The sequence below is a fragment of the Halopelagius inordinatus genome (assembly GCF_900113245.1).
Classification (GTDB): domain Archaea; phylum Halobacteriota; class Halobacteria; order Halobacteriales; family Haloferacaceae; genus Halopelagius; species Halopelagius inordinatus.
The window spans coordinates 1,454,516-1,476,103 of record NZ_FOOQ01000001.1 but is presented as its reverse complement, the minus strand read 5'-3'; the positions used below and the strand labels follow the sequence as shown (position 1 = coordinate 1,476,103).

Genomic DNA, 21,588 nt, shown 5'->3' with positions numbered 1-21,588 from the left:
CCGCTCGCTCGTACGGCTATCGACGAATACCGGCGGTTCGAGCGGTGTGTACGGTGATAGCTGCGATATCGACGAGAGACGAGCACGCGTCGAATTTTTATCCCCGGCCGGTGAACCGAGAGACGAACCACGGATCCACAGATGCGATTAGGAGAGCGGATCGAACGGCGGCGACGACGCGAAACCGACGCGAACCGGCTGGTTCGAGACCTCTCGGCGCTCGACCCGACGGTTCACCCCGACGAACCGACCGGGCGAGGGCCGACGCTCGAACGACTGCTCGACCGTCTCGACCCGGTGTTCACCGGCGAACTGCCGGCCGACACCTACGTCTACGGCCCGAAGGGGGCCGGGAAGTCGGCCGTCGTCTCCGCAGTTTTCGATCACTTCGCCGCGAGCACGCCACCCCGGCGGGCGGTCATCCACACGACCACGAGAGCGACGTCGCCGCCCGCAGTCGAGTTCGTCTACGTCGACGCCCGGTCGGCCGCGAGCGAGTTCGCCCTGCTCCGGGCCGTCCTCGACGCCGTCGTCGACGACCCCGTCCCGTCCGGCGGCGTCGGAACCGCCGCTTTGAGAGCGCGTCTCGAAGCGGAACTCGGCGACGACCGCCGCGTCGTCGTCGCAGTCGACCACGTCGGCGAACCGGAGACGCTCCCGGTCGGCCGCCTCGCCGACGTGTTCTCTCCCGTGTCGGAGTCGCTCTCGTACGTCGCCGTCGGACGCGCCGACCCGGCGGGCGACGCGGCCCTCGCGACGGTCGAAGTGCCGCGGTACGAACGGCACGCACTCGCGGACATCCTCACGAGTCGCACGTCGGACGGACTCGCCCGCCACGCACTCGGTCACGACGCCGTCAGTGAGGTGGCCGCGTGGGCCGACGGCGACGCTCACGACGGACTCGCGGCACTGTTCGCTGCGGCCGTCGCGGCGTCCGACGCCGGCGCGGAGGGCCGAATCGAACCTCGACACGTCGAATCGGGGATGGAGAGCGTTCCCGCGAACTGCTGTTCGCTCGGTCGCGTCAGGTCGCTCTCTTCGAGTCACCGCCGCGTCCTCTTCGAACTCGTCGAGTCGGACGACGCCGACCGCGAGTCGGTCACCTGCGCCGCGGCGACCATCGCCGACGCGCCCGCCGTCGACCTCTCTGCGGCTACGGTCAAACGTCTCCTCTACGAACTGGCGGAACTCGACGTAGTTCGTCGCGTCGCCGGGTCCGAGGCGGGCGATACGGGCCCCGGACGACCGCCCAGTCGGCCGGAACCGAACGTCCCGACGGGCGTCCTCGAACGCCTCGACGACCGGACGGTCGAACGGCGTGACCGAGACCGGTCGGCGGCGTAGCCTCTTTGCTCTCGGTCCCCGTCGTCCCCGCATGGACACTGCGGTACCACCGCTCGTGTTGGATATCGACGGAACGCTCACCGACGCCCCGGGGCGACTGGACCCGCGGGTGTTCGAGACGCTACCGACGTGGGGCGCGCCCGTCGTTCTCGCGACTGGCAAGGCGTTTCCCTACCCGGTGAGCCTCTGTCACTACGTCGGGATCGAACAGACCGTCGTCGCCGAGAACGGCGGCGTCGTCCTCGCCGCGGGCGAGGTGTCGTACAACGCCGACAAAGACGCCGCACAGGCCGCCGCAGCGGAGTTCGTCGCCCGCGGCGGCGACGTCGGATGGGGTGAGTTCGACGCCGTCAACAAGTGGCGCGAGACGGAGATAGCGGTGAACCTCTCGGCCGACGAGGACCTGTTGCGAGACGTCGCCGCCGACTACGGCCTCGAAGTGCTCGACACGGGCTACGCCTACCACCTGAAGACGCCCGGCATAGAGAAAGGCGACGGCCTCCGGACCGTCTGTGAGACGCTCGACCTCGACCCGGCGGAGTTCGTCGCCGTCGGCGACAGCGAGAACGACGCCTCGACGTTCGAAGTCGCCGGTCGGTCGTACGCCGTCGCCAACGCCGACGACGTCGCGAAGGCCGCCGCGGACGAGGTACTCGAAGAGTCGTACATGGACGGGACGCTCTCGGTCCTGCGAGAACTTCGCGACTGACCGTCTCTCGGCTACGTTCGGCCCGTCGCCGGTGCTCGCGGCGTCAGCTATCGCCGTCCGGACTCCCCTCGCCGGTCGACCGTTCCACCCACGACGCGAACGCGGGAAGCGCGTCCGCGTCGTCGAACCGTTCGATACACGGCACGTCGTAGGGATGTAACTCCTCGACTCTGTCTCGGAGCGCGGCGTACCCGTCTTCGGTCGTCTTCGCCAGCAGAATCTCCTCTGACTCCTCGTGCACGCGCCCGTCCCAGCGATAGACGGAGTCGCAAGGGACGCGGTTGACGCAGGCGGCCAGTCGTTCCTCGACGAGGGTCCGCGCGAGTTCCGGCGCGGCGTCGGGCGGGGCGGTGACGAACACTGTCGGCATACGCTCTCTGGGCGCGCGGAACGCTTCGTCGTTTCGCCCGGTTCGGTCTCAGACCTCCGCGGAGTCCGCGTCGTCGCCGAACGGAGAGAACGCGCCGTTTATGTCCCACTCGTGGATACAGTGGGGGTTTCCGACTCGTGGCGTCCCGTCCGTCTCGACGACGCGCCACGTCTCCTCGGTTCGGTCCCACTGTTCGGCTCGACCGCATCGCTCGCAGGTCCGGTTCGTCGGCGTGCGAAGTTTCCCGTCGGACATGGTGCTCACGTCGTACGGGGGCGTGCAACGAGTTAACGTTGACTTCCGCGGCAGCGGTCGGTCGTCGCCCCCCGTCTCGACGCCGTCGTTTCGGACGGATTCCGAGTCGAGATACGCTCACCGAAAGAAAATAATCCGTTCGTCTCGTAATATCGACCAAAGAGTGAGATTATGACTGTAGAAACGCTGGTGTTCTAGGTGTTTACAGATATTAGGTGTGTTTCAGGACAAACGTTAATAGATCCCCTCCGAATCCACTCGGTGTGGTGTTCAATAGCACGATAGACCCATACACACCGACCGAAGGCTACTACGAATGTCTCAGGTGTGGAACGCGGTTCACCGCCGAGTCCGCCGTCGCCTGCGCGGACTGCGGGAGCGAGGACGTGCGCAACATCTCGGTCCCGCGAGAGTGACCCTCTCGGCTCCGACCCACACCAGAACCACCGACTCCACCGACGTGTCGCGTTCTCCTCAGTCGAGGCCGCTTCCGGCGGCCGTTTCTTCGGTTCCGCCGTCACCTCGCGGACTGTCCTCGAAGTCGGCCAGTCCCGCGTAGTGGTCGACGAGGAGGACGGCGACGACGCCGCCGACCGCGGCGACGAGGAACACGGCGACGAGTTCGGTCGTCCACGCTCGGCCCATCTCGGCGAGTTGGTTGCCCGCGCTGACGACGGGCGCTCTGAGTGCGCCGACGATGAGAGCGATGAGGAACGCGAGCGTCGGCTTTCGGTGGTGTTCGAGTGCCCACCGTACCGCGTGCGCGACGGTGAACAGGCCGACCACCGCGCCGAGCATGAACGCGGTGACGATGGCTCCGTTCTCGACGACGGGCGCGGCGCTTCCGCCGCCGACGAGTCCGAGGAGGCCGTTGACGAACGCCTTCAGCGCGCCGGTCATGAACTCGTACTGCCCGAGGAGGATGAGGAGCAACGACCCCGAGAGCCCCGGGAGAATCATCGCGCTGATGGCGATGGCGCCGGCGACGAACGTCACCAGAGGTCCGGTTCCGAGGGCGGTTCTGGCGGTTCCGGAGACGACGAACGCGACGACGAACCCCGAAACTGCGGCGGCGACGCGCGCGGGCGTGTCGAGCGATATCTCGCTGAGGAGCACCCACGCCGAGGCGGCGATGAGGCCGAAGAAGAATCCGAACGTGGGGACGGGCATCTGGGTGATGCCGGTGTGGACGACGCGCGTTACGGTGACGACGGCCGTCATGATGCCCGCACCGAGGACGGCGAGGAACACGACGTCCATCGCGCGGAACGCCTCGGCGGCCCGAGTTCGGCGCCCCGGGAAGACGCCGCCCGCCGCGTCGAATATCCGGCGCGGCGAGACGTCCGTGACGGCGTCGATGAGTCGTTCGTAGATGCCGGTCAGAAGCGCGATGGTACCGCCGGAGACGCCCGGAACCGCGTCGGCGGTACCCATACAGAGTCCCTTCAGGTAGACGACGAGCCACGCGGTGAGAGCGGAGCGCGACTCGTCGGTGTCGTGAGACATGCGCCTTGCTTCGGCGTCCCCGTACTCCCGTGTTTCGCTTCTCGCACTCTCTCGGACTCCCGCCTCTCGCGCCGTGGGAGTAAGGAGAACGTTGAAACTGGCGGAGACTGACGTATCGCCCAATGAAGCTCAGCATCATCGGGAGCGGGTACGTCGGGACGACTATCGCGGCGTGCTTCGCCGAGGTCGGACACGACGTGGTGAACGTCGACATCGACGAGGACATCGTCGCGTCGGTGAACGACGGCGACGCGCCGATTCACGAACCCGGCCTCGACGAACTCGTAGAGAAACACGCGGGCGACAGACTCCGCGCGACGACCGATTACGACGCCATCCTCGACACCGACGCGACGTTTCTCGCGCTTCCGACGCCGTCCGAAGACGACGGCCACATCGACCTCTCCATCATGGAGGCCGGCGCGCGGTCCGTCGGCCGAACGCTCGCGGACAAAGACGGCTACCACCTCGTCGTCACCAAGAGCACCGTCGTCCCGACGACGACGGAGGAGGTCATCGCGCCTCTCCTCGAAGACGAGTCGGGACTCGAACTCGGCACCGACTTCGACATCGGGATGAACCCCGAGTTCCTCCGAGAGGGAAGCGCCGTCTCGGACTTTCTCGGCCCGGACAAAGTCGTCCTCGGCTCTCAGACCGACCGCGCGGCGGCGCTTCTCCGCGACGTGTTCGACCCCCTCGTCGAACGGGCCGGCGGGCCGCCCGTCGTCGAGACGGGCGTCCGCGAGGCGGAGATGATAAAGTACGCCAACAACGCCTTTCTCGCCTCGAAGATATCGCTCGCGAACGACCTCGCGAACATCTGCAAGGAGTACGGAATCGACTCCGAAGAGGTGTTGGACGCCGTCGGCCTGGACTCTCGAATCGGCTCTGCGTTCCTCGGCGCGGGCGTGGGGTGGGGCGGCAGTTGCTTCCCCAAAGACGTCGCCGCCATCGTCGCCGCGGCGCGGGACGCGGGCTACGAAGCCACGATGCTCGAAGCCGCAGTCGAGGTCAACGACAGACAACCCGTCCGGATGCTCGACATCCTCCGCGAGCACACCGACCCCTCGGGCGCCCGCGTCGCCGTGTTGGGTCTCGCGTTCAAGCCCGGAACCGACGACGTGCGCAACTCTCGGGCCATTCCCCTCATCGACGCCCTCCTCGACGCGGGCGCGGACGTGGTCGGCTACGACCCCGTCGCGACGGAGAACATGCGCGAGCACTTCCCGGATATCGACTACGCCGACTCTGCGGCGGACGCGTTGGCGGGCGCCGACGCCGCACTCGTCGTCACCGACTGGGACGAGTTCGCCGCACTGGACGACGAGTTCGACGCGATGACGGACGCCGTCGTCGTCGACGGGCGCAGCATCGTCTCTCGGCGCGACGGCATCGTCTACGAGTCGCTGGTCTAACTGCGAGTCCGACTCTCGACGCGACTCGGATTTTCTCCGCTCTTCGGACCCGACGCCGCCTCGCGGGCGGCACTCTCGCGACGCCGAGGGCCGCAACTCCGTCGAGAACGTCGAAAGAAGAAGAATCGACCGTCGAAGACGCTTACGCGGCGCGGGTCGCGGTCGACTCCGAAACCGCGGTCACGTCCCCGTCGGACGCGAGAGACGACTGCTCGCCGGAGTCGGACTCACCGCTCGACTCCGACCCCGAGTCGGACGACCCGGAGTTGATCTCTAGCTGCTCTGCGCTGCGTTCGAGTTCGACGCTGACGTTCCCGTCTTCCGCGCCGTTGACCTGTCCCTCCTCGACGGAGAGATTCGCCTGCTGGCTGACGACGTAGCCGCTCTCGTTGAGCGACGCGCCCGAGGAGATGGTGTACGGACCGGCCGCGCGGACGCTGACGTTCGTGTAACCGTTTTCGGGGCCGTACTCGTCGTAGCCCGTGGTGGCGTACGGCAGCGTCATGGTGAACTCGCCGTTCTCGTCGGCTTGCGCCCGTTGCGTGTACGTGAACGTCGAGTTCGACGTCGGGACGTTCATCTCGACGCTCGCCGTCACGTTCGCGTTCGCGGGCGCGCCGCTTCCGGACACCGTCGCGCCGGGGACGCGCTCGAACGTCTTCACCCACGAGGGGTCGCTGGGGAGCGTGGCCTGCGGTTGGACGCCCGCCATCCGGGCGTCGCCGTACAGTTGCCGGAGGTAGGCGTTCGACTGCGTCGCAGAGGAGTTCGACACCTTCGTGAGTCGGTAGTTCTCCAGCGCCGGGACGCGTTCGGACGGGTACGACCCGATGCCGCCTATCTGCGCGGTGCCGTCCTCGGCGACGTACTGACGCGCCGCGCTCATGTTGTCGAACGTCTTCACAGTCGTCTCGTTTCCGGTCGGTGCGGCCTTCACCGTCCTCTCACCGGAGCCGGAACTCACCGACTGCGGTTCCCAGTCGACGACGACGGGGCTCGGTTCGTGTGCGCTCCCGTGGTAGAGGTAGAGACGCGTCATCATGCTGTCGTAGTAGCGCTGATGACGAACGAGGAAGTTACCCTGGTACTGTCCCTCCTGGTCGAACCGGTATATCGGCTCGTAGAACTGGTTTTGCGAGACGTTCTCGGCGTCGTACCAGATGGTCGGCGCGCCGAACTTCGAACCGGGCGTCGCCATCTTCCAGTCGACCATCACGTACCGAGTCTGGTCGCCCTCGGTGCTCTGAGCCGCGAGAACGTCCTGTGCCTGCGTCTCGTTGGGCGCGAGAAGGAAGTTCGCCGCCGTGGTGGCTCCCTGCTGGAACGGGTTGGCGTTCGGGATGCGGTCGCCCATGACGGTGATGAAGTGGCCGTAGTCCCACCACGACATCACGCCGTACGCGCCGTCGGGATACTCGTAGTCGTCGGTGTACTCGTACGTCCCGTAGTACTCCATCTCGTTGGACGCGCCGCCGAATCGACCTTCGGCGGGCGTCTGTTCGCTCATCCACTCCAGACTGCCCTGCCACTCGGTCGCCTCGCCGGGGTTCGCCTGGCCGGCGGTCTCCCACGCGTTCGAGGATTGGTCGAACTGGGCGTTGCCGGTACTTCGGACGCCGAGCGGAACGACCAACACCGGCGTCAGGATGAGCATCAGGGCCGCGGCGACGGCGAGTACCTGATACGCCGAGATGTCGTCGAAGCGCGAGACGCTGTCGAAATCGAGGTAGGTGGAACCGAGGAACTGGCCGACGAAGTACGCGTTCATCACCGCGACGCCGACGGCGAGGTAGTAGTTGAAGCGAACCTGCGTGAACGCCGCCGAGGTGATGAACGCCACCCAGACGAGAACGAACAGGTGTTCGGGCTCGTACTCCGCCTGCAGGACCGCTCCCAAGAAGAGCAGAGAGACGATACCGAGGCCGACGAGCGACGGTGCCACGCCGAGTGCGCCGCCGATGGCTGCCGGAATCCCGGGGACGAGAAACAGCAGACCGATGACGGCCAAACCGCCGACGACGTATCCAATCTTCCGGGTGTCGCCGCTTCGGATGTGTGGTTTGATGGTCAACCAGACGGCCGCAGCCAGACCCGTGAAGAACGTGAACCCGTACTCGCTTATGATGCGGTTCACCGCGGTCATCTGCAACCGCTGGAGGGTGCTCTGCGAGAGGAACGGCTGCGCCTCGCCGATGGTGCGCGTCTCCGCGCCCGCGCTGAACCCGACCGTCCGGAGCAGGTTTCGGGTGATGCTGTCGAAGACGCTCGGGAGGACGACGGCGAACAGGCCGAGTGCGACGGCGAGCAGTCCGAAGACGGCGACCGGGAACGCCCAGTCGTCGAGTCCTCTGTCCTCTATCTGCCGTGCGAGGGCGGCGAGAACCACCGCGCCCGCGGCGACGCCGAACGCAAACAGCGGCTGCAGGAGCGAGAAGCCGGTGACGCCGAAGCCCGGCTCTTCTATGAGCAGGACCATGACGAGGCCCGTCACCGCCATGGAGACGGCACCGACAAAGAGCGTGTGTTCGGGCGTCTTCTCCTGCATCACGTCGCTCACCGACTGGAAGACGAGGTAGATTCCGAAGATACCGATGAGGAGGATGCCCGGCGGCCAGACGGCCAGATACAGCGCCATCGCGACGCCCGCGACAACCGCCCACGTCGTCGGCGCTCGAAGCGCGTCTCGGTCGCGGGCGGAGACGAGTTCCCAGATGGGTTTCTCGCGGTCGGCGACGGTGAGTGCGACCATCGTGGCGGCGACTGCGAGGCCCATGAACAGCGGTTCGGCGACGTTGTGGTCGGCGAAGCCGACGAGGCCGCGCCGGAGGAACGTCCCCGGGAGCAACATCAGGATGACCGCACCGAGCAGTCCGCCGATGCGCCCGCCGAGGCGCTTACCGACGAGGTACGTCGGGATGACCGTCAACGCGCCGAAGACGGCCGGGGCGACCAAAAGCGTCTTCGCGACGAGCGCGGAGGAGGGGTCGCCGAGTCCGACGATAAGCGCCGCCGTCGCGACCAGTTGGTCGTACAGCGTACCGAACTGACCCGCCAGAGTCCCGTACGGGAACCCGGTCCAGGGGTCGAACGGCATCGTGAAGGGCCAGTTTCTGACCGTGTAGTTCACCTGGCGGAGGTGGTACCAGGCGTCGTTACCCGCGAAGTAGACGGACCCGTCCCGAACGAACTTGTCGTACGCGCGGAGACGTATGGTGAGCATCACCGCGAAGATGACGGAGAGGACGGCTTTCGGATAGTGTCTACGGAGGAGACCGACCACCGCCGGGGAATCGTGACGGCTCCCCAACGCGGAGGTGCTCTCTCGCTGTTCGTCGCTCATTGTGTAGAGTGGTCTTGGTTTGACGCATAAGCCTTATGATGACCGATTTGCCCGTGTTCGGGGTTCTCGGACGCTCTGGAAGGGTAACGCTTATTCGGACGCGTTCGGAACGCACCGCAAATGAAAGTCTCCGTGGTGGTCTGTACGTACTCGATGGACCGCTACCCCTCCTTCTCCGAGGCGGTCGAGAGCGTCCTCGCACAGAGCTACGAATCCATCGAGGTGGTTCTCGTCGTCGACGGGAACGAAGCGGTGTTCGCGCGCGTCGAGGAGGACTTCGGCGACGTGGAGAACGTCGTCCTCCACTGCAACGACGAGAACCGCGGTATCTCCTACAGTCGGACCAAAGGCGCGAAGATAGCCACCGGCGACGTCGTCGCGATGATAGACGACGACGCGACGGCCGAACCCGACTGGATAGAGAAACTCGTCCGAACGTACGAGGAGAACCCCGACGCCGTCGCCGTCGGCGGCAACGTCGTCCCCGACTGGGTCGCGGACAAGCCCGACTTCTTCCCCTCGGAGTTCTACTGGCTCGTCGGCTGTGACGAACGGGGCTTCGGACGCCACATGGAGGAGGTCAGAAACACCTACGGTTCGAACATCTCTTACAAGCGCGACGTCTTCCTCGACGTCGGCGGCTACGACGAGAACACCGGCCGGAAGGGCGACAGACACATTCAGGCGCACGAAGCGCCGGTCTGTATCCGCATCCACGAGCAGACGGGCAAGCGCGTCATCTACAACAAACGCGCGCGCGTCCACCACAAACTGTTCGAGTACCGCACCGAACCGCGGTGGCTCGTCTTCCGGTCCTTCTGGCAGGGCTACTCGAAGCGCGTCATGGACCTCCTCCTCCCGCAGGCCTCGGACGGGAAAAACGAGTATCTGAAGGACCTGCTGGTCGAGTACGTCCCGGCGCGACTGTATCAGTTGGCAAAGGAGCCCTCCGCGGCGAAGGTCAAGCAGTTGGTGGCGATATTCGTGTTCACCGCCGCCGTCGGGTTCGGCTACCTGTACGGGATGTTGACGCCGAATCTGGTGGAGAAGGTGAACTCGTAACGCGGACCTATCGTTCTCAGCGGGCGTTCCCCCGGACGTACCGGGCGTATTCGCGGTAATAGCCGAGAGCGCGCACTCCCGTCATCGACGCCGAGAGCGCGTCGAACAGCATCCGCTTCGGCGTCGGTAGCGGCGCGCCGTCGCCGTCGTCTTCGGCCGATTTCGCACCGCTCGGACGGGGCGGTATCCCCGGGCGGCCGAACCGTTCGGGATAAACCTCCTGTCTTTGACAGAGACCGCGGCCGACTCGGAGTTCCTTCTTCACCAGCGACCCGAACGAGTCGCGTACCGGGTGATAGAGCGTCGCGTCCGCCGCGAACGACTGTGCGTATCCCGCGTCCGCGACGCGCGTCCCGAACTCCGAATCGCCGCCGGAGACGAGGCGCGGGTCGAACGCCCCCACGTCTTCGACGACCGACCGACGGACGAGGAGACAACACGTCGGCGCGTACTGCTGGTGACGGAGATACCGCTCGACCGGAAACGCCGTCTGCGCGTCGAACTCGGCGGCGAGAGTTTCCTCGCCGTCGACGACGAGTTCGACGTTACACCCGACGTACGGAGCGTCCGCCGTCGCTTCGACGGCCGAGACCAGCCAGTCGTCGTCCGCGTACATGTCCGCGTCGACGAACGCCAACACGTCGCCGGTGGACACCTCTATCCCCGCATTCCGAGCGGCGTAGGACCCCTGTATCTCGTCTTCGACCACCAGCTCGATCGTGTCGTACTCGGCGGCGAACTGACGGATGACATCGCGGGTTCGGTCGGTGGACCCGTTGTCGACGGGGAGTATCTCCAACCGGTCCGACGGGTACGTCTGCGAAGTGAGAGTCGAGAGCGTGTCGCGTATCCCCTCCGGGTCGTTGTAGACGGGGACGACGACGGAGACGCTGGGACGAACTGTGTCGGACATCACCGTTCGCTTCACACTCTCGGGTACAAAGGCGTCGCGGTCGGGTGGTTACTCGGAGCTCGCGGCGGCTTCGCTCTCGCCGTCGGTTTCGCCGGTCAGGCGACGCTCCGCTTCGTCTCTGTCCTCGGGGTAACCGATGTCCAACCGCCACCCTTCGATGCCGATGGCGTCGATCGTCCGCCCCGACCGGATGAGCAAGTCGACGGCTTCGCTTATCTCGTACTCGCCGCGGTTCGAGGGTTGGACGAGGTGACACGCGTGGAATATCTCCGGGCTGAACGTGTAGAACCCCGTCATCACCAAGTTCGACTGCGGGTCGTCCGGTTTCTCGACGACCTCGGTGATTTCGCCGTAGTCGTTCGTCACGCAGACGCCGTAGCGAGACGCTTCCTCCCACGGCACCTCCTCGACGAGGAACGCGGCGTCGGCCCGGTCCTCGCGTTGTCGCTTGACCACGTCGCCGAGGTTCGCCTCGAAGATGTTGTCTCCGAGCATCAACATGAAGTCCTCGTCGATGTGGTCTTCGACGGTCAGGAGGGCGTGCGCGAGTCCCTTCTGTTCGCGTTGGTGGGTGTAGGTGATCGGAACGCCCCTGTACTCGTCGTCGTAGTGGCTGATGATGACCTCCTTTTTGTAGCCGACGACGACGACGAGTTTCTCCGCGCCGAGGTCGACGAGTTGGTCGAAACAGTGCGTGAGAATGGGTTTCCCGTCGACTTCGACCATCCCCTTCGGTTTGTCGTCTGTGAGTGGGCGGAGTCTCGTTCCTTTGCCGGCGGCGAGGACGACTGCTTGCATGATCGTAGATTCAAGTGGATGTTGTAAATATGTTTGTGAGGTATTCCTCGCTGGCTCCTACCGAGTCGTGTCTCTCGGCCGTCGCCACACCGGCTACCCGAGTTACCGCTCGAATCGGATACACCCACAGTCAATCTAATAACGATAGCGGAAGAACCACGACCAGTCCATGTTGTCCGAGAGTTACCACGCCTATCGTTCGGTTCGTTCGGAACTCATACGCCGTTTTTACACCACGTTCGTGAAGGCACAAGTACGGTCGTACGGGTCCGGTTTACGAGTGAACGGACCGACGAATCTGAGCCGATCTACCACTCTCGGCGACGACGTCCACTTCAACGGACTGGAGGTCAATGGCGAAGGCGAGGTAGAAATCGGAGACCACTTTCATTCCGGCCGCGACTGTATCATTCACACCCAACGGCACAACTACCACGGTGAAGAACTCCCCTACGACGACGAGATGATTCACGAACCGGTGGTCGTAGAGGACAACGTCTGGTTCGGCCACCGAGTTATCATCCTCCCGGGAGTGACGATAGGAGAGGGTGCAATCGTCCAAGCGGGAAGTGTCGTCGTCGAAGATGTTCCAAAGTGCGCTATCGTCGGCGGCCACCCTGCGACACAGTTCTCAAGTCGGGACGAAGACCACTACGACCGCCTCCGAAGCGAACAATTGGACCACGAACGTTAGAAGTATCCCAACTGTCGAAGGTGTTCTTTCGTCTCCTGATCGGTCTCTGCGACGAGTCCCGAGTCGTCTACGATCGGTTTCTTCGTTACGAACGATGCGGCCTTCTCTCGCAGGCGTCGCTTTGTGTCCTCGTCGATGCTATCTGCGTGGTCATCCGTATTCCCCTCCCTGACCGCTTCGAGTCGGTAGAACTCCTCGTACTCTGGACCTCGGTCGACCGTCCTCTCGGTCGGTCGGTCGGGGAAGTTCTCCGGGTAGGTGAATATCCCCTTTATGCCCTCTTCTTCGATAGATACGTTGTACCAGTCGGGGTCTATTCGTTCGGTAATTCGAGTGCGTCTAGGGACGTCCTCTTGCCACGGGACGCCCGGACAGTACGACGGTGGTGATTCACCGACTGCACGAGCGATTGTCGGCAATATATCTAATTCGTCCGTCTCCGTCGGCACGCTCCAATCGGTGTTCTCCGGAGGCTTCACCAACACGGCCGGTCGAATGTTCTCGTCGTATAGGGACGTATGGCTGTAAACTCCCCGTTCACCGAACTCTTCCCCGTGGTCTCCGGTGATGAATATCAACGCGTCGTCGTACAGATCGTGTGTTTCCAACCGGTCGAACAGACGCACCAACTGCGACCCGATGTAGTCGACTGATTGACCGTAGTACCGCTTGATTTCGTCAAGCACCTGCGGGTCCATCGGGTCGTCGGTAGACTCAATGAGTTTCAGGTAGTCCGAGTTGTCCGGACGGAGATCTGTAAACTGCTGAATCACGTCGTAATCTACCGAATCACCGTCGTGAAGGCTTCGTGGTGGATAGTACGGGTAGTGTGCGTCGAAGAGGTGAGCGAAGTAGAATACGTTTGAAGTTCCAACGTCGACATCCAACCATTCGATCAGTTGGTCGACGGTTGCCCGCGCGTCAGTCTCTCTGGTGTTCCAACGGTCGTGAGCCATCTTATGGAGTTTGAACCGGTCGAATCCACGACCGAAGCCGAACTCCGGCAGGATCCGCGTGTGGCTCACGATGGCCGACGATTTGTAGCCGCGACGCGAGAGTAACTTCGGAATCGACTCCAGTTCTGGGTGGATTGGGCGACTTGGATCGCCCGGCTTGCGAGCACCCACGTACCTGTGGTCGCCCGGATGGACGCCGGTAAACATCGACCCGTGTGACGGGGCGGTCCATCGTCCTTGGGTACGAGGTTCCTCAGGTTGTTCGAAGTCGTCGGCGTACGAACCAAATAGCCAAGTCAGTAGTTCGGTGACGTCCCATCGCAACGCATCAATGGACAGTAAAATTATCGGAGGGTTGTCTGTCTCCCGGCGGAGACGAGGGATTTGAAGCCGTGGTCTTTGCCCCTCATACCGGTCTTGTTCAGTCACCGCGTTGAGTAGAGCAGTACCTACTGAATTAGTGGAACTATTGGCTGCCTCCAGCGTCAACGTGCCTTCTATCACGGGTTCGTCAAACGTGAACTGGATAGAACAGTGCTCTCGTTCCTGAGGATGGTTAGAATCCTTCGTTACTGTTCGCTGAACGGTATCTCCAACGGTCGTAGTAAATTCTCCGCATACCTCGAACGTCCCTGTAGCCCCTGCTTTAACGACATGGAAATCGATTCGACTGACCGGTTCTTCTGAAATGAACTCTGTCTCATCAGTTCTGGTGACGGGAAAGTACCATTCATTATTCTGTACGATAGACTCTTTCTCAGGGGAAACGATACTCTCGCGAGACTCAAAAGAATCAACAAATTTATCTATCCTTGATATTCCTCGTTCTCTGATAATGAAATCAATTGGCTCAGATAGGTTTCCGTGTAGGATATGCTGAATGCCCTTTTTAACACGACCCATATCAAACATTAAATAGAATATGCAGAGACCAGAGTAATAATCTTCGTGGCGGATTTACATTGCTCAAACATCAAAACGCATACCTGCTTGTGTTCTCTCTCAACAGCAATGGCAGATGGTCTAGATTCTACCTTTCGTTCTCTGTTTAAGGGAGGCGGATTGGTCATTATCGGAATGGGAATTGAGCTAGGAACCGCCTTTATCGCGAAACTCTTCATGGCTCGAATCCTTGGTGTATCCTCTTATGGCGGCATCTCGATAGGCACAACACTCATTACATTTGCTTCCATGCTCACCGTCCTCGGTCTTCAAACCGGCGCCGGGCGGTTCCTTCCCCGATACGACACAATCGAAGATAAGAAGGGAATCATCGTCTCTGCGATACAGATAGTCGGTCCAGTATCGCTGGTTATCGGGGGGGTTCTCTTCGCATCGTCCGGTTACCTAGCTACGAACGTATTCGACGATAGCTCCCTCACACCTATCCTCCAAATTGCGAGTATTACGGTTCCGTTCGCGGCATTTGTGACGTTAGCTGTCGGAGTCCTTCAGGGAACAGAGGAAGTCATGCCGAAGGTGATAATGAAGCACGTCTCGTTGCCTGTCGTGCGTTTCGGCCTCATAATCACCGTACTGGCGTTGGGACTGGGGACGGTAGGACTCATCAGCGCATTTCTCGCTGCGTACGTCGTCGCCGCCGCCGTCGGTCTGGTATACTTATACCGGAGAACGTCGCTCGGAGACTCAGGCGGGTACACCACCCGGCGGAAAGAGTTGTTGCTGTTTTCGCTTCCGCTGTCTATCTCTGGAGCGATGACGCTCGTATTCTCGCACGTGGATACGTTCATGGTAGGGTGGTTGGCGACGGTAGAAGATGTGGGGATATACGGCGTCGTGTATCCACTCGCTTCGATGCTCTCTGTCACGCTCACCTCTTTCGGATTTATTTTTCTTCCAGTCTTCTCGAAGTACCACTCGAACGAGGATGCCGACGGTATGCGTTCTATTTACACGGCAGTAGCCAAATGGATTCTTTTCGCCGCTTGCCCTCTTTTCGTTCTGTTTTTCTTCTTTCCTGAACTCACAATATCGCTCACCTTCGGCGCCAAATATAGCGAGGGCGCGTTAGCCTTGAGGATTCTCTCCATCTCGTTCTTTTTCCACGCTATCGTCGGACCTAACTCGAAAGCACTCGTCTCGATGGGATGCAACAAGGCGGTGATGTATTACAGCGTTCTCGTCGCTGTAGTCAATCTCGTTTTGAACTTCCTTCTAATCCCTGGATACTCCTACGTCGGTGCCTCCGTGGCAACTACTCTGTCGTACGGACTTCTAAACGTTCTAAATTCGACTAAGTTGTATCGAGTCACCGGAATCTTGCCGCAGAACAGGGTTATGCTTCCCCCGGTGACGGCCGCTACGCTCAGTATCGGCGCTATCGAACTGTTCGTTCGACCTACATTCCCGGAGAGGGTAGTCGTACAACTCGGCTTCGCTGTCCTCTACGTCCTCTTGTTGACCGTCTTTATCGCCCGGTTCGGTGGAATCGAAGAACACGATTTGAAGATAGTCTCAGATATAGAGCACTATTTCGGAGTTGACCTCTCGTTAGTACGAAGGTTCGTGAACGTGAAGTAAAGCGGCGAATACCCTTCTTACCCGGTGTATTGCAACCACCGTTCGGGAGGCTGTGTTCGGCGGTCCGTCAGTGTCCGCCGGTGGAAATAGAGATTCGCCGCCGTCAACTCTGGTTTTCCTTCCGAAGGATGGCATCGAGCGCTTCGTTGAAGTTGTTTATCGGGTTCGGTGTAAAGTATCGATCCACGTCGAATTCCCTGGATCCGTCGCCGTTTACGACTACTTCGGACGGTTCGCCTACTAGCTTGACGTGGTCTTCCGTCAACAACCCCTCCATGTATTCGACGCCGGGTAAATCAACGAGATACGTCTGCAGTTCGAATATCATCCCTTCGTACACCGCAGTAGAGTAGACGCCGACTTGGACTGCAGCCTCTGCAAAGAGGCGGTACAGGCTCGGCCTCTCTTCGTCAACCACCGTAATATCAGAGTCAACTAACCAAGGATACTCGTCCCGCCATCTGTCGTACTCCCCCGGATGAAGCTTGTACACAACTTCTCGCTCGGCCCCTACTAGCTCGTTTACTTCGAGAGCAAACTTAGAGAGACGCTCTCCGATCGATCCCTGAGAGATGAATATGATCGAACCAGTAGGTTCTACGCCCGAATACTTTCTAAACTGACCCTCCAAATAGGGGTATCCGATATCGAAAATGTGGCTCTTAGGCAGGGGTAACTCGACACTTCCCGTCCAAAAGGAGCCAAAAGAAAAGAAGTAGTCCGGGAACGTCCGCTTGGTCCGTTCGCCCCGGAAGGAGTATCCCATATGATATTGGTTGATGGTCCCGTGTTGGAGTTCCACGACAGGAACATCGTACGCGTCGCATGCTTCGATAAATGATTCTTTTCCGTAACTAACAACCGTAATTACGACCTCCGGATCGACACGCCGGAGCAGGAGTTTGTAGAGAGGGTATGTTACCTCTCTATCTGCGAGTGCGTCGCGAACCTTGCCTTCGATGTCAATCGAACAGTCGAAGCGATTCTCGATTTCCTCGCTCACCGTCTCTAGGAGTTTCGCATCTCCCTCGCTGAGAGTGTTCGGTCTGACGGTCTTCCAAATCGTCCCCGAGTAATTTATGAAATCGACGAAATCCCTATCTTCCGTCTTCGCCGGTGACGCATGATCTAACTGGTAATCGTACTCGATATACCGATAGTCAAGTTCGAGTGTATCGAGGATCGGGTCGCAGTAGAGATCCCACCAGAGTCCATCTTCTTCTAACTTCCGTCGCGGGTGACCGAAAAACAGCATATCACGCTCCTCTCCAAAGAATGAGCTCTTATAGACTAGGTTCCGCGCCCACAGGTACACGCCCTTGAGGCGCTCTCGAACTGTAACACCCTTCTCCGTATGAACGCGTCCTATGAGGCCGGTCCGCTCCAATATCTCTTGATGGACTTCTGATCGAATATACTCCCAAAAGCGAACTCCGTCGATCCGAGACTCGAATAGGTTCAGATCTTCTTCGAGTGTCAAGAACCTCTCGCTTATATCCTTATATGTCTCCTCCATCGTCTTCTCTTGCTTCACGGTAATATGAAAAAGCGACGAGTCGTTCTGTGTTCAAACCATCCGTTCGATACTCTTCGATTCAGTTTTAAATCTCGATTCCATGATTGTTCGACCAATCGTGGTCGGCGCTCCTACCTAAGGATATCGTCGGCAACACGACTGTTATACATAGTCGAGATACCCCAGTTTCTCTAACCGGTCTTTGACGGTGTCGTCGGCGAGTTGGCTATCTTGAAGCGGATCTTCGCTATATATCTCACGTCTTTCGTCCGAATCGATAACCAGCCAGGGCACGTGTCGAAGTTCGTCAGTATAGATGTGCCTCTCGTGGCTATACTGTTTATAGTAGAGTGGCGGAACTCGCTCCCCGAGCATCTCGCCGTGATCGGCCGTAATCGCCGTCTTTCCTTCTATCTCGTCCAACAACTGTTGAGCGTATTCGAGTGCAATCTTGACGTTCTCTCGATACGCCTCTCTCAGACTCACTTCTGAAATATACCCTTTTTCGCAGGCTTCTTTGATAGTTCCTAACTCCTCTCGAGGAGAGAACGACTCTGGTACGTCCGACGGTTCCATGTTTACAAACGTAACTCCCTCTTCCGAATACAACCTCTCTCGTATTTTTTCGGCGGTCGGGCCCAAGAATGGGACGTTCGGCTGCATCATGTGGATAATATGTCGTTTATTCGGGTACCCCTCTATGACCGGAAGAGCCATCTCTATGACTTGCTCTGGGTAATGCTCTCGAGCAGCGGTTTCCCTATCTGCATCGTAGACTGATTCCATCAAGTAAAATACGTCGTCGTCGACGAGGCGAGGTGCGTGAGGATTTGCGGTGATGTAGACTGTATCGTGGAACTGCCGCCCCACAAACGTTTTTTCTAAAAATTCAGTACTGTGTGACCCTTGAGAGGTTATGCGTGATAACTCTCCGTCTATCGTGTTGTACTGCTCGAAGTAATCGTACCGAAACCCGTCTAAAATTATCAGGTTGTCCCAATCCTCGGCCATTACGTTGGCCTGATCTCCGTAATCCTTCTCGAATAGGATTTTGTTAAGTATCTTATTTATGTTCTTCGGCTTGCTCAACCTCTCCATTTCTTCAAGAAATAACGACGGATTCTGTATCGCTTTGTTTACATTCGAGAGGTTGTAACGGCTGTGTGTCATCTGGATACCTCAATGGTCGCATGGAATATAAAAACGATTCTGGTTTGGGTCAGTAGTTATTCAAATTTACAAACTAGTAGCTTAGTTAACTGGACGGACGATAGATCCCGATCGAATAGTCTCCGTGTCGATTCTGGCCGTCAACCGAGACTATCGACTTTCCGTCGTTCGGTGGTTCGAGAGTATCTATATGATGCATCTTCAACTCGTTCCATCGACCGGAATGGCTCGCCGGATACAGTACAGGCGATGCTTCGATCTCTGTCCACTCAAATCTCTCTGGAGAAATCTCTGTTATCCGGTAACATAACAAACTAGTACGCTTTGAACGCGGTCCCTGGGTAAAGAAATCTATACAATCGCTTCTTACGATTGGTCGCCCGCCGGGACGAAGTTCACGGCTCGTCTCGATGGGGCTCTCGGGGTGTTCAACCCAGTTACCGTCCAAGAAGCTGTCGGAGTAGTACAGTCGTAGGTGATGGTCGAAATCTTCGAAGATGCAGTACCACTTATTCTGCCAGTTGAACAACGTCGGATCCCCTCGAACACCCTCCGAGACCGGAGTTTCGACGTGGTTTAACTCCGCTGGGAAGTCAGTAAATTCGTATATACGGAACTCATCGGCGTTCGATCCCCGTGCAAATGAGGGGACGAGATACCGCGTCCCTTCGTGTTGTATGACTTGGGGATACGAGTCCGTCATGTCGGATCCGGGCTGTCTGTCAAGTACGACTCCTTGGTACTTCCAACTGAGGCCGTCAGGCGATTCGTACCAGACGAGACACGCCCCGTTCTTTGGGTACTCATTTTTTGCGGCCTCGGCGAAGAGATAGTACGTCCCGTCATCGTACTGGAGGAACGGATCTGCGACCCAGTCAGCAGCGAAGTCGTGGATTTCAGTACCGTCAACTACCGGTTGATCGATACCCCGATATGGTTTGACGGTTAACATGCCCTCGAAGTTTTCTGCCGTGTACGTCCAAAGAGGTGGTAGACGGTTCGTCACGACTCGGATTCGGTCTCTCAACTTCCGACGGACAAATCGAGGGATCTCCTGTGGATTCCGTACTCCGCGTTCAATCAGATTGTTCACTTTGAATATTAATCGCTCAATTAACGATATATCTTTCCACGCTCAGCGGATTTGTCTATCGCTAGGGACAGGGGTGTCAGAGTCCAAGGACATCCGTATACAGTTGTTGACCTGGTCGTGAATCCTGAGCTGTTTCAGTTTCAGAAATACTTTACGGGAGATACTGTGGTTGATTCCCCACGGAATATTGTGTTTCGTGGGTATACGGCGGTAGATCGCTATCTGTCGTAGGAATCGAAGAGTGGCACCGTAGTCAGAACCGATCCGCTCGCTATTTTGGTCCGACGGGCCTCCAGACATTCCATATGTATTGATATCCGAATACTGGTTTGAATCCAGATTTGAGCATCACGTTTGACAGTGTTTCGAGCGTAAAATAATACGTGTGTGCTAGTTGAACCATCCAATGGAAATCCTGGTTACAGCATCGGCTGATGGTTAAACTGGGTCTTGGGTAGTGAGGAAGGGAATTGCGAGCATCGAAATGGTGAATCGTAAGACAAATTCGATATGTAACACATCTATAAGGGAGACACTTAACTATGTGTTAATGTAAGTCAGCACAATGACCGCAAGCGACCAACAACTGCTTTCTCCACGGTTCCAACAAGGGCGCAGCCCGGCACACCAACTGACACCAATCCAACAACAACAGGTCGCGCAAATCTGGGAAAAACTTCGACAGGGACGGTATCAGTTCGAAGCAACCAATTGTGCGGTTTGCAGCGGCCAGGGGTTCAGAACGCTGGCAGAGATTGACCGATACGGGCTGAAACACCCAGTTTGCGTATGCAAAGACTGTGGACTCATCCAAACCAACCCCCGCCTTACCGCAGATTCCTATGCTGAGTTCTATAACGATGAATACCAATTACTGCATAAAGGCGAGAAGAAAACGTCGGATTGGCTATTTGAGGCTGAATACGATCGCGCGCCTAAGGCATACGAATATCTTTCCTCGGTTACTGACCTCGGTGAAAGTTTGTCCGTCCTTGACATAGGGGCGGGAGCAGGGGGCACAATGGCGTATTTCCGAGACCAGGGTCACTCGGTTGTCGGGTACGATCTCGGTGAGCAGAATGCGACGTATGCTCAGACGACGCATGAGTTGGATCTCCGAGTGGGAAGTGCAGAAGATGCGTCACTCTCCGACGCTCCGGATGTCATCACCTTATCACACGTTGTCGAACACTTTTTAGACCCAGTCAGGGAACTACGGGCAATTCGCGAGCTTTGTCACGAAGAGACGGTCGTTTACATTGAGGTCCCCGGCATCCGTATGAGCATGCGCCCGATGTTCGCGGATTTTCAAGAACCCCTTCAAACTGCACACACATTTTATTTCACACTGACAACATTATCGAACGTGTGCCGGAAGGCTGGCTTCGAACGAGAAGCTGGATCGGAGTACGTCCGTAGTATCTGGACTCCTGGCGAGATAACGGTTGATTTTGACTCCGAATACCCCGTTATCATGGATGTTTTGGATCGGCGGGAATTCTATGGCCCAATCCCGACTCCTTATCTGCTGAGCCAATATGCTACGAGCCCACAGTTCGTTAATTTCGTTAGATCCAGTGGATTTTACCCAACAGCAAAGAGATTATATAATATGGCATTTAGTTAATTAATTAACCTACTGTACAGGCATTTTTTAGAATATCTCACACCAATATGTTTATATTTTAAATAACTTAACAGGGACAGATATCTACGCCGTATTCGGTGCGTGGATATTCGACAGGCTCTCCGTCCAAATCGTACCCTGTCGCCTCGTGCTTTTTGCAAGTACACGAGAATTCCTCTCGAGCCAGTATCGATCTCGACGATACTCGCGTCCTCAGACAAGCCGTGTTCTCAAAGAAATTCGTACTGCTTTTGTCCTTTTCGCGCCTTCCGAGACTGG

Annotated in this window: 18 protein-coding genes; 8 read left to right on the top strand and 10 right to left on the bottom strand. The window is 58.9% G+C overall.

Annotated features, from left to right (window positions below; all coding sequences use genetic code 11):
* Positions 1 to 141: 141 nt before the first annotated feature.
* Together BM167_RS07610 and BM167_RS07605 are read left to right on the top strand one after the other, a co-directional pair.
* Positions 142 to 1,344, top strand: coding sequence for a Cdc6/Cdc18 family protein (locus tag BM167_RS07610; RefSeq protein WP_092890967.1), 1,203 nt, complete (start codon positions 142 to 144; stop codon positions 1,342 to 1,344).
* A 31-nt stretch (positions 1,345 to 1,375) separates the two neighbouring features.
* The gene (locus BM167_RS07605; protein WP_092890965.1) at positions 1,376 to 2,053 is read left to right on the top strand and encodes a phosphoglycolate phosphatase; all 678 of its coding nucleotides are present in this window, start codon (positions 1,376 to 1,378) and stop codon (positions 2,051 to 2,053) included.
* A 43-nt stretch (positions 2,054 to 2,096) separates the two neighbouring features.
* Here the strand turns inward: BM167_RS07605 and cutA are convergent, their stop codons facing one another.
* Together cutA and BM167_RS07595 are read right to left on the bottom strand one after the other, a co-directional pair.
* Entirely contained in the window at positions 2,097 to 2,423 is a 327-nt protein-coding gene (gene cutA / locus BM167_RS07600) for a divalent-cation tolerance protein CutA (RefSeq protein WP_092890963.1), read from the bottom strand.
* 48 nt (positions 2,424 to 2,471) lie between these two features.
* Entirely contained in the window at positions 2,472 to 2,678 is a 207-nt protein-coding gene (locus BM167_RS07595; protein WP_092890961.1) for an HEWD family protein, read from the bottom strand.
* A 263-nt stretch (positions 2,679 to 2,941) separates the two neighbouring features.
* On the opposite strand from BM167_RS07595, the gene BM167_RS18095 reads away from it, so the two are divergent.
* Entirely contained in the window at positions 2,942 to 3,094 is a 153-nt protein-coding gene (locus tag BM167_RS18095) for a rubrerythrin-like domain-containing protein (RefSeq protein ID WP_143095481.1), read from the top strand.
* 58 nt (positions 3,095 to 3,152) lie between these two features.
* Here the strand turns inward: BM167_RS18095 and BM167_RS07590 are convergent, their stop codons facing one another.
* On the bottom strand, positions 3,153 to 4,184 hold the full coding sequence (locus BM167_RS07590) for a DUF368 domain-containing protein (protein ID WP_092890959.1): 1,032 nt from the start codon (positions 4,182 to 4,184) through the stop codon (positions 3,153 to 3,155).
* A gap of 122 nt (positions 4,185 to 4,306) precedes the next feature.
* Here BM167_RS07590 and aglM point away from each other — a divergent pair, with 122 nt between their 5' ends.
* Entirely contained in the window at positions 4,307 to 5,599 is a 1,293-nt protein-coding gene (aglM, locus tag BM167_RS07585; RefSeq protein WP_092890957.1) for a UDP-glucose 6-dehydrogenase AglM, read from the top strand.
* Between the two features lie 142 nt (positions 5,600 to 5,741).
* Here aglM and BM167_RS07580 read toward each other — a convergent pair whose 3' ends face one another.
* Complete coding sequence (locus tag BM167_RS07580; RefSeq protein WP_092890955.1) at positions 5,742 to 8,939, bottom strand: oligosaccharyl transferase, archaeosortase A system-associated; 3,198 nt, start codon at positions 8,937 to 8,939, stop codon at positions 5,742 to 5,744.
* 120 nt (positions 8,940 to 9,059) lie between these two features.
* Between BM167_RS07580 and aglG the strand changes: the two genes are divergently transcribed.
* Positions 9,060 to 10,001, top strand: coding sequence for a glucosyl-dolichyl phosphate glucuronosyltransferase (gene aglG / locus BM167_RS07575; RefSeq protein WP_092890953.1), 942 nt, complete (start codon positions 9,060 to 9,062; stop codon positions 9,999 to 10,001).
* 16 nt (positions 10,002 to 10,017) lie between these two features.
* Here the strand turns inward: aglG and BM167_RS07570 are convergent, their stop codons facing one another.
* Both BM167_RS07570 and aglF read right to left on the bottom strand, forming a co-directional pair.
* On the bottom strand, positions 10,018 to 10,914 hold the full coding sequence (locus tag BM167_RS07570) for a glycosyltransferase family 2 protein (RefSeq protein WP_092890951.1): 897 nt from the start codon (positions 10,912 to 10,914) through the stop codon (positions 10,018 to 10,020).
* A 48-nt stretch (positions 10,915 to 10,962) separates the two neighbouring features.
* Positions 10,963 to 11,712 (bottom strand): UTP--glucose-1-phosphate uridylyltransferase AglF, encoded by a 750-nt coding sequence (aglF, locus tag BM167_RS07565; RefSeq protein ID WP_092890949.1) that lies wholly within the window; start codon positions 11,710 to 11,712, stop codon positions 10,963 to 10,965.
* A gap of 280 nt (positions 11,713 to 11,992) precedes the next feature.
* Between aglF and BM167_RS07560 the strand changes: the two genes are divergently transcribed.
* Complete coding sequence (locus BM167_RS07560; protein WP_245781318.1) at positions 11,993 to 12,406, top strand: acyltransferase; 414 nt, start codon at positions 11,993 to 11,995, stop codon at positions 12,404 to 12,406.
* Here BM167_RS07560 and BM167_RS18875 read toward each other — a convergent pair.
* Positions 12,403 to 14,265 (bottom strand): sulfatase-like hydrolase/transferase, encoded by a 1,863-nt coding sequence (locus BM167_RS18875; RefSeq protein WP_281244625.1) that lies wholly within the window; start codon positions 14,263 to 14,265, stop codon positions 12,403 to 12,405. The two genes, BM167_RS07560 and BM167_RS18875, sit on opposite strands and share 4 nt — an antisense overlap.
* 108 nt (positions 14,266 to 14,373) lie before the next feature.
* Here BM167_RS18875 and BM167_RS07550 point away from each other — a divergent pair, with 108 nt between their 5' ends.
* The gene (locus BM167_RS07550) at positions 14,374 to 15,903 is read left to right on the top strand and encodes a flippase (protein ID WP_092890945.1); all 1,530 of its coding nucleotides are present in this window, start codon (positions 14,374 to 14,376) and stop codon (positions 15,901 to 15,903) included.
* Between the two features lie 103 nt (positions 15,904 to 16,006).
* On the opposite strand, the gene BM167_RS07545 is transcribed toward BM167_RS07550, so the two are convergent.
* The 3 genes from BM167_RS07545 to BM167_RS07535 form a co-directional block, all read right to left on the bottom strand.
* Positions 16,007 to 17,437: a hypothetical protein gene (locus BM167_RS07545; RefSeq protein ID WP_143095480.1), complete on the bottom strand. Its 1,431-nt coding sequence runs from the start codon at positions 17,435 to 17,437 to the stop codon at positions 16,007 to 16,009.
* A 144-nt stretch (positions 17,438 to 17,581) separates the two neighbouring features.
* Positions 17,582 to 18,589, bottom strand: a complete 1,008-nt coding sequence (locus BM167_RS07540) for a hypothetical protein (RefSeq protein WP_092890941.1) — start codon at positions 18,587 to 18,589, stop codon at positions 17,582 to 17,584.
* Between the two features lie 85 nt (positions 18,590 to 18,674).
* The gene (locus BM167_RS07535) at positions 18,675 to 19,541 is read right to left on the bottom strand and encodes a glucosamine inositolphosphorylceramide transferase family protein (protein WP_092890939.1); all 867 of its coding nucleotides are present in this window, start codon (positions 19,539 to 19,541) and stop codon (positions 18,675 to 18,677) included.
* 706 nt (positions 19,542 to 20,247) lie between these two features.
* Here BM167_RS07535 and BM167_RS07530 point away from each other — a divergent pair.
* Positions 20,248 to 21,309: a class I SAM-dependent methyltransferase gene (locus tag BM167_RS07530; RefSeq protein WP_092890937.1), complete on the top strand. Its 1,062-nt coding sequence runs from the start codon at positions 20,248 to 20,250 to the stop codon at positions 21,307 to 21,309.
* The last annotated feature ends 279 nt before the right edge of the window (positions 21,310 to 21,588 follow it).